At 34.6% G+C, this 9,680-nt stretch carries 11 protein-coding genes; 2 read left to right on the top strand and 9 right to left on the bottom strand.

Annotation, left to right across the window (positions count from 1 at the left end; all coding sequences use genetic code 11):
- Positions 1 to 66 precede the first annotated feature (66 nt).
- The 9 genes from EDD63_RS08680 to EDD63_RS08640 form a co-directional block, all read right to left on the bottom strand.
- Positions 67 to 678: a helix-turn-helix domain-containing protein gene (locus tag EDD63_RS08680; RefSeq protein ID WP_166667596.1), complete on the bottom strand. Its 612-nt coding sequence runs from the start codon at positions 676 to 678 to the stop codon at positions 67 to 69.
- Positions 679 to 788: 110 nt separating this feature from the next.
- Entirely contained in the window at positions 789 to 1,889 is a 1,101-nt protein-coding gene (ychF, locus tag EDD63_RS08675; protein ID WP_134170507.1) for a redox-regulated ATPase YchF, read from the bottom strand.
- Between the two features lie 218 nt (positions 1,890 to 2,107).
- Complete coding sequence (locus EDD63_RS08670) at positions 2,108 to 2,596, bottom strand: hypothetical protein (protein WP_134170505.1); 489 nt, start codon at positions 2,594 to 2,596, stop codon at positions 2,108 to 2,110.
- Complete coding sequence (locus tag EDD63_RS08665) at positions 2,580 to 2,789, bottom strand: DUF951 domain-containing protein (RefSeq protein WP_134170503.1); 210 nt, start codon at positions 2,787 to 2,789, stop codon at positions 2,580 to 2,582. Before EDD63_RS08665 ends, EDD63_RS08670 begins: the two co-directional genes overlap by 17 nt.
- Positions 2,773 to 3,648: a bifunctional methylenetetrahydrofolate dehydrogenase/methenyltetrahydrofolate cyclohydrolase FolD gene (gene folD / locus EDD63_RS08660; RefSeq protein ID WP_134170501.1), complete on the bottom strand. Its 876-nt coding sequence runs from the start codon at positions 3,646 to 3,648 to the stop codon at positions 2,773 to 2,775. The genes EDD63_RS08665 and folD overlap by 17 nt, the downstream gene beginning before the upstream one ends.
- Positions 3,641 to 4,093 (bottom strand): D-aminoacyl-tRNA deacylase, encoded by a 453-nt coding sequence (gene dtd / locus EDD63_RS08655; protein ID WP_134170499.1) that lies wholly within the window; start codon positions 4,091 to 4,093, stop codon positions 3,641 to 3,643. The genes folD and dtd overlap by 8 nt, the downstream gene beginning before the upstream one ends.
- Positions 4,090 to 4,908: a zinc-dependent peptidase gene (locus EDD63_RS08650; protein WP_166667595.1), complete on the bottom strand. Its 819-nt coding sequence runs from the start codon at positions 4,906 to 4,908 to the stop codon at positions 4,090 to 4,092. The genes dtd and EDD63_RS08650 overlap by 4 nt, the downstream gene beginning before the upstream one ends.
- Positions 4,909 to 4,959: 51 nt before the next feature.
- Entirely contained in the window at positions 4,960 to 6,195 is a 1,236-nt protein-coding gene (locus EDD63_RS08645) for a pyridoxal phosphate-dependent aminotransferase (RefSeq protein WP_134170495.1), read from the bottom strand.
- Between the two features lie 8 nt (positions 6,196 to 6,203).
- A complete protein-coding gene (locus tag EDD63_RS08640; protein ID WP_134170493.1) occupies positions 6,204 to 7,271 on the bottom strand; it encodes a chorismate mutase in 1,068 nt (355 codons plus the stop codon).
- Positions 7,272 to 7,572: 301 nt separating this feature from the next.
- On the opposite strand from EDD63_RS08640, the gene aroB reads away from it, so the two are divergent.
- Both aroB and aroC read left to right on the top strand, forming a co-directional pair.
- Entirely contained in the window at positions 7,573 to 8,592 is a 1,020-nt protein-coding gene (aroB, locus tag EDD63_RS08635) for a 3-dehydroquinate synthase (protein ID WP_134170491.1), read from the top strand.
- Positions 8,582 to 9,679 carry a chorismate synthase gene (gene aroC, locus EDD63_RS08630; protein ID WP_134170489.1) on the top strand — a complete coding sequence of 366 codons (1,098 nt, stop codon included), beginning with the start codon at positions 8,582 to 8,584 and terminating at the stop codon, positions 9,677 to 9,679. The genes aroB and aroC overlap by 11 nt, the downstream gene beginning before the upstream one ends.
- Position 9,680 lies beyond the last annotated feature (1 nt).

Genomic DNA, 9,680 nt, shown 5'->3' with positions numbered 1-9,680 from the left:
TACCTTCCTTATTTTTATATGGTAATCTTACATTTCAATGTATCATCATACATGTAACAATCTAAGTTAGGTGCGCATCGGTTGAATTAAGCCTTCATTTAAATGTTTAGATACACATAGGTTAATTTTTCGAACCTGTTCATTTGTGTCCTCTTGATAGTTAAAATCTAGCCTCTTTATCGTATGTGAGGCTGTACATAAGCGAAAATCGAATTCTTTTCCCTCTACTTTGATACCGTAATTCGGACGGGTAATTAAGGTTAAATTAAACTCTTCTAAAATCGTTCGTACTTCTTTTAAATCCTGAGAAACACTTGATTTAGAAATATATAGTTGATCAGCTATATCTTCTACTTTTATGTATTTATCATTATTTAAAAGCAATAATTCCAATTGAAATTGGATACGATCTTCTTTTGTCATTGGATGATTCATAATTTCTTGATTTATTTCCAGCATGAAATTATGCAATTTCTTTTCATCATTTACAACAAGAGAATATCCAATTCTTTGTTTTGAAATGATCGTTGCACCGTAATCTTGTAAAATCTCACCAAGTTTTTTAATTTCATTTTGAATTGTTTTTGGACTTACATAAAGCGCCTGTGCCATGGCTTCGCTTGTAGCAACCTTATGTTTCGTCAGATATTCCATAATATCAATCCATCGTTTGCTCATCCTATTATTACCTCTATCCACTTTCATTATATGAGTATCATAAATATATCTCCATAGGAGAATTTACTGTATTAAAAAAGGTAATCTTTGCGATTACCTTCTCAATACAATTATACGTTAAATCTAAAGTGCATGATGTCTCCATCTTGAACTACATAGTCTTTTCCTTCCAAGCGAAGCTTACCAGCTTCTTTTACTGCTTGTTCACTACCATATGTGTCCATATCTTCAAATGACATCGTTTCTGCACGAATGAATCCTTTTTCAAAGTCTGTATGAATAATTCCTGCACATTCAGGAGCGGTCATACCTTTTTTGAATGTCCATGCACGAACTTCAACAACACCTGCTGTAAAGTATGTACATAAATCAAGCATTGCATAACTTGCTTTAATCACTTGATCCAGTCCAGATTCACCAATTCCTAAATCTTGTAAGAACATATCTTTTTCTTCTTTGTCTAAAACAGATAACTCTTCTTCAATTTTTGCGGAGATAGCGACAACTTCATTGTTTTCACTTGCTGCTAATTCTACTACTTTATTAAAGTGTGGATTACTTTTTGGATCATTGATTTCTTCTTCAGCGATGTTAGCAACATAAAGCATAGGTTTCATCGTTAATAATTGAAATCCTCTAACTAGGTTTCTTTCATCTTTTGTAAGTTCTACACTACGTGCGGGTTTACCAACTGCTAAAGCTGCTTTGATTTTATCAAGCACTGCTTTTTCAGCAATTCCTTCTGCATCTTTTGCTTTTACTTTTCGTTCGACTTTAGATAAGCGATTATCTACGGTTTGTTCATCTGCTAATACAAGTTCTAAGTTAATGATTTCGATATCACGAATTGGATCTACGGAACCTTCTACATGGGTTACATTTGGATCTTCAAAACAACGAACCACATGACAAATTGCGTCAGTTAAACGAATGTTACTTAAAAATTGGTTTCCTAAACCTTCCCCTTTACTTGCCCCTTTTACAAGACCTGCAATATCAGTAAATTCAAATGTTGTAAATAATGTTTTCTTTGGTTGAACGATTTCTACCAAACGATCAATTCTACTGTCTGGTACTTCTACAACTCCCACATTTGGCTCAATTGTCGCAAATGGGTAGTTTGCTGCTTCTACTTGCGATTTTGTAATCGCGTTAAATAATGTTGATTTCCCTACGTTGGGTAAACCAACAATTCCTGCTGTTAATGCCATAGTTTATACCTCTCAAATACTGTTATAGTGTACCTTCTTTTACACTTTTAAGCAATATCAATTCAAAAGAATCCAACGGATTGTCCAATTATTGTGCATTATTATTTCAGGATTCTAATATCTAGCGTTTTTTCATAGCATGTTATAAATTATCGATTTCTACATCTATCGATTTTGGACATAAAAAAACTGACAATTGCCAGTTTTCAAACGTTCGATTATTTCTTTACTACCTTACATGTATAGCCTTGATCTTCTAAAGCTTTACGTGTGCTTTTTAGTGAATAGTAATCACTACCTTCAGGTAGCTCTTTAAAGATACTCAGTTTTTCATTTGCTTCAAGTGCTTTTTTTACATAGACAACACTTTTTGTACTTAGAACATTATCCTTTTGTTTCCAAGTGAATGTTGCATTCTTTGTACATGTATCTTTATCTGTCTTATCTGGACATTTTTCTAAGTCTTTATATGAAGCAATTTTTAAGTCTATATCTTCTTGATAGCGTTCTACATTATCAAATGTATAACTCATATCATCATCAATTTGCACGATTTCATCATCTTCAGCGTGTAAAGTGATGTCTTGTTTCATGTCTATTCCATATTCTTTTCCTTGAAATGTGCATACGACTGTAACCTTTTCGGGTTCACTTTGACATCCTACACAAAAGGCAAAAATCATTAAGATACTAATTAGTTTCTTCATCGTTGATATCCGCTTTCTTTACAATCTTTTTTAATTTCTTTTCAAAATCTCTGCGTTCCATTAATACTGATGATCCGCATCCTAAACATTTGATACGAATATCTGCACCCATACGAATGATTTTCCATTCGTTGCTTTTTTTACATGGGTGTTGTTTTTTCATCTCTACAATATCGTTAAGATTGTACTCCATCTTCTAGATCCTCTCTTTTTCGATACGATTCCACCGTATTTTCTAATAACATCGCAATCGTCATTGGCCCAACACCTTTTGGCACTGGCGTAATGTATTTTACTTTATCAATAACATCATCAAAATCAACATCACCACAAAGTTTTCCATCTTCACCACGATTTACACCTACATCAATTACGACTGCATCTTCTTTGATCCATTCCTTTTTCACAAGTTTGGCTCTTCCAACAGCAGCAACTACGATATCGGCATGTTTTACAATATCTTCAATGTTTTTTGTGCGTGAGTGTGTCATTTGCACAGTTGCATTCTTATTAAGTAATAATTGTGCAATTGGTTTTCCAACAATATTACTACGCCCAATAACAACTGCATTTTTTCCTGATAAATCATCATAGCCAATCGATTCTAATATCTTGATAATCCCTTTTGGGGTACAAGGTAGAAAAGTATCTTCCCCAATAATCATTTTTCCGATGTTATATGGATGAAATCCATCTACATCTTTGTCTGGGTTAATACTGAATAAGACACGATTGGTATCGATATGTGATGGTAATGGCAGTTGTACCAAAATCCCATCTACATTGTCATCATAATTTAATTCTTGAATCTTTTCAATCAATTTTTCTTCGCTAATACTTGCATCATAACGGATGGTTGCATTTTGCATTCCAATGGCTTCACAGGCTTTTTCTTTACCTTTAACATAGGACTGACTTCCTACATCATCACCAACAAGAATTACTACAAGTTGCGGTAACCGCATTCCTTTGGCTTTATATCCTTCGATTTCTACTTTTAAATCTTCTTTACACTTTGCGGCAATTTCACTACCATAAATAATTTTATCCATACATTTCCTCACTATCTAGCATGATGGTTACAGGACCATCATTGCATAATTCTACTTTCATATCTGCACCAAAGACTCCTGTTTTTACATACAGTCCATGACTACGCAACTGTTCATTGAACATTTTATATAATGGATTTGCTTGTTCGGGTCTTGCCGCTCTTGAGAAACCTGGGCGATTTCCCTTTTTTGTATCTGCATAAAGTGTGAATTGCGAGATACTTAATATACTTCCCCCTACTTGTTGAATATCTAAATTCATCTTGCCATCTTCATCTTCAAAGATGCGTAGTTGCGCAATCTTTTTTGCTAGTTTTTCACTTATTTCTTTTGTATCATCCGTTGTGATTCCAACAAGTAATACATATCCTTGTTTAATTTCACTATATACTGCTCCATCAATTGTGACACTTGCATGTTTCACTCTTTGAATTAATACCCTCATAGATTTTCTCCACTATAGATCGCATCAAAATATGTATACAATTCAGGGAAGCGTCTTTCTAACTCTTGCCCTTGATTGAAGTATGTATCACTAACTTCTGCAAAGAACTCAGCTGCACTACTTCGTGCATATTGCACATCTAATAAATTAAATAATCCATTAAACTGTTCATCTTTTGTGAACTCTTCAAATTCTTTTTTAAACTTTTTAGTTTCACTGATGAAGTCATGTGAGACATCATAGTTATGTGATAATTCATGAGTAACGACACGATACATACCAACTCGACTTGCATCAATATAGATATGACGATTGGTTGGCACAGCAAACGCGACTGCTTGTGCAATATCGTTCTCTTTACGAATTTCTTCAAATTGTTCGCGACTGCATAAGAAAATTCGTGTGGTTTCTTTTAATAATTCATATGGTTGTGGTTTGATACATTCATCGATGAAGTAACTCTTTTCTTCATCACTCAAGTCACCAACGATTGTAATTGGTGGTAAATCATCTGCAATTTTAATCGTTTCATTGTCATCATATTTCGTATTTTCTCCATATAAGGAATTTTGATTACGGAAATAATTAAAGGATATCGCAACAAGCAACATGAAAACCACCAGTAAAGTTCCATAAAACTTCAATGCTGATGATTTTTCTTTCTCTTTTTTTCTTGCGACAATGGTTGCTAAACCAAACATGACAACACAGGTTACACATAATGCGTAAACAAGTGATGCATGACGTGCTAACCAAAGTGAAATTAGTGTATGCCACCCTTGTTCATAGCCAAGGTAACTCACTACCACGACCATCAACACCAGCATCACAAATGCAACAATGCCCAAACCACTATTTTTTTTTCATTATAACTTGTCGTTAATCTCCTTCATTTTGTAAGCGAGCCCTTTTACTTTATCTACACTGAGTGAACATAAAGCAACTCGGATTCCTTTGTTTACTTTCACAGTAAAGATGTTTTCAGCCATACAGGCTTCATGCATTTTTGTTTGCATGTCTGGATCTTCATAACGTAATGTCACAAAGAATCCTTCACGATATGGATAATATGTAAGTCCACAAGCATCTGCTTCTTCAATAAAGATATCACTACGTTTCTTTAACAAAGCAACATATGAATCTTTTTCTTTTTCGAAGTCTTCTTTTCCTTCTTTGGTTACATAGACGAAGTTTTTCATCGCAGCATTTGGAATGTTTGACCATATCGCTCTTGCGGCTTTTTCCATGACGATTTCTACTTGGCGTACACTTTCTTTCTGTTTTGCCAAAATCATTGCTGCACCACAGCGTAATCCGTATGCAGTTAATGTTTTTGAACATGAGAAAGCAACAATTACCATTACATCGTCACTCATTTTATTAAATGCATGCATATAGTTACGACTTGCTTTAAAATCCCAAGCAAAATCAATATATGCAATATCATTTAAGATAATAAACGGACCTTCTTTTCCAAGTTCATTTGCGATGTCCATTACAGCATCCCATTCCTCACTTGTTAAAGTGTATCCAGTAGGATTATGACATGGGTCATTAATAATCACAAGAACTTTACCTTGCTTTTTCATTACATTTTTGCAAGTTTTCTTAAAGTCATCAAGATTGAATCCATCACCATCAAATAATGAGTAACAAACTGTGTCAATATTGTTCATTGTGGCCATCAATTTATATGAACCCCAAGCAATCTCGGGAATGATTAATGTTTCATTTTCATCTAGTAACATCGAGATCGTAGTACTTACTGCACCACTACCTCCTGGCGTAGCTAATACCGAATGTTCTAAGTCAAGTTTACTGTCTTGGACAACCCAGTCGTATACCGCTTTACGATAATCATCATTACCAACAAAACTTTGTGCATATGCTGCTTTTAGACGATCATCAATCGCATCATATGGACGATATACCGATTCAAAAGCTACAAGTTTTCCATCTTCACCATATAGAGATCCGATTGTTGCATCAACAACTTGATCTGCTCCTACTTTTGCGATCGCTTCTTTCGCTTTAGATACAATTGAGAATACATTATCAACAATCGGTGTAGTATTTACGTTTTCTTTAATAAATGTTTTCATATGTCCCCCTACTTATTGTATGAACCAATATATTTTAAATCACGGCAAACCGTGCCTAATTCTTTTAACATCGCTTGTGTCGATGCATCTTCATAAAATCCTTCGAGTTCTACTTGGAAGTAATACGACCAAGCATTTTGTGGAATCGAACGCGATTTAATACTTTTCATATTAAAGCCACGTGAAGCGATACTATTAATCGCTTGTGCTAGCGTTCCTTGTTTGTTGGCAAGGGTAAAGATAACTTGGAAATGATTTCCTTGCGTATTTGCTTCTTTTGCGACAATCGCAAAACGTGTTGTATTATCATCATTTGTTTGTATATTATCTTCAACGATCTTTAATCCAAATAGTTGAGCGGCTTCCTTACTTGCAATCGCTGCAATGGTTGGATCTTCTTGTTTACTTACAAATTCAGCAGCTAGTGCAGTATTTGGAAATTCAATAATCTCGATATTTCTTCCTTTTAGAAATTTGGAGCACTGACTAATCGCTTGTGGATGTGAATAAATCTTTGTGATTTGATCAATTGGAATATCTTCTTTAGCAAGCAATGCTTGATTGACTTGTAAATCAAAGATGTCCACAATATATAAAGGATAGCGATACAGTAAATCACTGACTTCACCAACTTCACCACTATGAGAATTTTCTAATGGAATTACACCATAGCGAATTTCTTTGCTTTCCACTGCTTTACACACATCTTCAAAACTTTTGAATCGAATCAGTTCATCATCTGGAAATGTTGCACGCGCTGCCAAATATGAAAAGGCACCATATGTTCCTTGATAACCAATTTTCTTTTCAATCAGTGTTGCATGTTGATAATGACGACTTACTTTCATAACATCTGTAATGAATTCTTCATAATAGGAGCGTAGTTTTTCATCTTGAATATGTAATAGATTCTTTTGAATGACTTGTTGTTCACGTGAAAAATCAAGAACTTCCATTTGGTGTTCTTGCTTATAAGAAATGACATCCTCAACTGCATGCATTCGTTTTTCAAATAACTCAGCCATGGCTTGATCAATTTCGTTAATTTTCACTCTTGCTTGCTCTAATTTATTCATCGTAAATCTCCTTTATTTATTATACAACAAATATAGTTTAGTTTTTATATATTCCCTTAACTTTGTATTATACATGATTTTTATGAAAATTGTTTCATAAATTGTAAAATTTTCATAAAGTGCTTGCAAAACGAAATATATCGTATTACAATGTACGCATGAAACTAACATCAACTTTTTATTTTTACTTTAGATAGAGCCAAACAAACTAATACAATGTATTGGTTATTTATTCATGTTTGGCACACAACTAGGCACAGCAATTGATGTTGGTGCTTTTTTTATTAAAGGAGAGTTTTTTATGGAAATTCAAATCAATCTTGATCACAAATCATATCCTATCTTCTTAGGAGAAAATACCATTGATAAACTTCAAGATTTTGTCAGTGACACAAAAAAATACTTCATTTTAACGGATACAAACATTCCTGAATACCTTGTAAGTAAAGTGCAATCCTACTGCAAACAAAGTACAATATATAAGGTAGTACCAGGCGAAGGAAGTAAGAGTTTTGCAACGTATAAAGAAGTGTGTGAAGCTTGTCTAGCTTATGGTATGCAACGCAGTGATGTATTGATTGCCTTAGGTGGTGGTGTTATTGGTGATCTTGGTGGATTTGTCGCAAGTAGTTATATGCGTGGAATTTCCTTTATGTCCATTCCAACAACCACACTCTCACAAATCGATAGTAGTATCGGTGGTAAAGTAGCAATCAATTTAGATCATGTAAAAAACATTATCGGTGCCTTTTATCACCCAGATGCAGTATTTATTGATTTTACCACTTTGGATAGTTTACCTAAACGACACATTCAAAGTGGATTAGTTGAAGCTTTAAAAGCAGGATTGATTCACGATGCTTCCTTATATGAAATCTTTAAACAAGATAATTATATGGATCAACTGGAAACAATCGTTTATAAAGCCTTACTTGTAAAAAAAGCAGTTGTTGAACAAGATGAAAAAGAAAGTGGTTTACGCAAGACCTTAAACTTTGGTCATACTATTGGTCATGGAATTGAAGCATACTACGATTTAAAAACATATTATCACGGTGAATGCGTGGCTTTAGGTATGTTGTATTTCCTTGATGATCCTACTTTGCAACAACAAGTAAAAACCATCTTACAAAACATGCATATTCCTGTAGATGTTGATTATGATATCCAAGAAGTGATGCAAATCATCGCAAAAGATAAAAAAGCAAAACAAACGCATATCGATGTAATCCGGGTAGATGTACCTGGTCACTCGTATATACAAGCATTAGAACTCAGTGAAATACAACAACTGATAGAAAGGAGTCATCATGAAAAGTAGTATTGGTGAAGCATTACAAATATCCCTATTTGGTGAATCTCATGGAGAAGCCATTGGAGTTTTGATCAACGGTTTACCTGCAGGTATCCCGCTTGATGAAAACTATATCAATCACTTCTTAGATTTACGAAAACCAAAAGGAAAAATATCAACAAGTCGTAAAGAACGTGATGAACTTCATGTTGTAAGTGGGTATTTTAATGGACATACCACAGGTACACCACTTTGCATTTTATTTGAAAACAGCAATACGCACTCTAAGGACTATCATAACGATAAAATGCGTCCATCGCATGCAGACTATACAGCCAACGAAAAATATCGTGGCTATCAAGATTATCGTGGTGGTGGTCACTTCTCTGGTAGGCTTACTGCTCCACTTGTGGCAGCAGGAAGTATTGCACGTCACATCCTAGAAAAAAAAGGAATCGTTATTGGAACTCATATTGCAAAACTACAAGAACTACAAGATATCCCCTTCCCAGAAAGTGAAGATGTTGCCGTATCTGTATTGCAAGAACTCAATCAAACCTATTTTCCTGTATGTGATGTAGAAGTTAGCAAGCAAATGCAAGAACGCATTGAAACACTAGCTAAAACCGGTGACTCTACAGGTGGAATTTTAGAAACAATGGTGCTAGGTATGCCTACGGGTGTTGGTGAACCGTTCTTCTCAAGCCTAGAAAGCGTCCTAGCAAAATTACTATTTTCTATTCCTGCAATTAAGGGAGTTGAATTTGGTCTGGGTTTTGAATTTTGCAACTTCAATGGAAGCGAAGTAAATGATGCCTTCTATATGGATCAAGAAACGGTGAAAACCAAAACGAATTATAATGGTGGAATCAATGGTGGAATTTCTAATGGAATGCCATTACATCTAAAAACGGTCGTGAAACCGACTCCTTCCATCTTTATTGAACAAGAAACCATTGACTATCAAACAAAAGAAAATACAACCATCCAAATTGAAGGACGTCATGATCCTGCCATTGTACACCGTGCACGTGTTGTCGTGGATAGTGTTGTTGCTATTGGGATATTGGATCTATGCATCCAACAATTTGGTCCAGCATGGGTAGGTGAATAAT

This window comes from Breznakia blatticola (genome assembly GCF_004365815.1).
GTDB lineage: Bacteria > Bacillota_I > Bacilli_A > Erysipelotrichales > Erysipelotrichaceae > Breznakia > Breznakia blatticola.
Note: the sequence above shows the minus strand (reverse complement) of the source record. Positions and strands in the feature narration are given on the sequence as shown.

Excerpts from the sequence above, each read along its gene's own strand:
- EDD63_RS08680 (WP_166667596.1), bottom strand. The coding sequence starts at position 678 with ATGAGCAAACGATGGATTGATATTATGGAATATCTGACGAAACATAAG.
- ychF (WP_134170507.1), bottom strand. The coding sequence starts at position 1,889 with ATGGCATTAACAGCAGGAATTGTTGGTTTACCCAACGTAGGGAAATCA.
- EDD63_RS08670 (WP_134170505.1), bottom strand. The coding sequence starts at position 2,596 with ATGAAGAAACTAATTAGTATCTTAATGATTTTTGCCTTTTGTGTAGGA.
- EDD63_RS08665 (WP_134170503.1), bottom strand. The coding sequence starts at position 2,789 with ATGGAGTACAATCTTAACGATATTGTAGAGATGAAAAAACAACACCCA.
- folD (WP_134170501.1), bottom strand. The coding sequence starts at position 3,648 with ATGGATAAAATTATTTATGGTAGTGAAATTGCCGCAAAGTGTAAAGAA.
- dtd (WP_134170499.1), bottom strand. The coding sequence starts at position 4,093 with ATGAGGGTATTAATTCAAAGAGTGAAACATGCAAGTGTCACAATTGAT.
- EDD63_RS08650 (WP_166667595.1), bottom strand. The coding sequence starts at position 4,908 with ATGGTCGTGGTAGTGAGTTACCTTGGCTATGAACAAGGGTGGCATACA.
- EDD63_RS08645 (WP_134170495.1), bottom strand. The coding sequence starts at position 6,195 with ATGAAAACATTTATTAAAGAAAACGTAAATACTACACCGATTGTTGAT.
- EDD63_RS08640 (WP_134170493.1), bottom strand. The coding sequence starts at position 7,271 with ATGAATAAATTAGAGCAAGCAAGAGTGAAAATTAACGAAATTGATCAA.
- aroB (WP_134170491.1), top strand. The coding sequence starts at position 7,573 with ATGGAAATTCAAATCAATCTTGATCACAAATCATATCCTATCTTCTTA.
- aroC (WP_134170489.1), top strand. The coding sequence starts at position 8,582 with ATGAAAAGTAGTATTGGTGAAGCATTACAAATATCCCTATTTGGTGAA.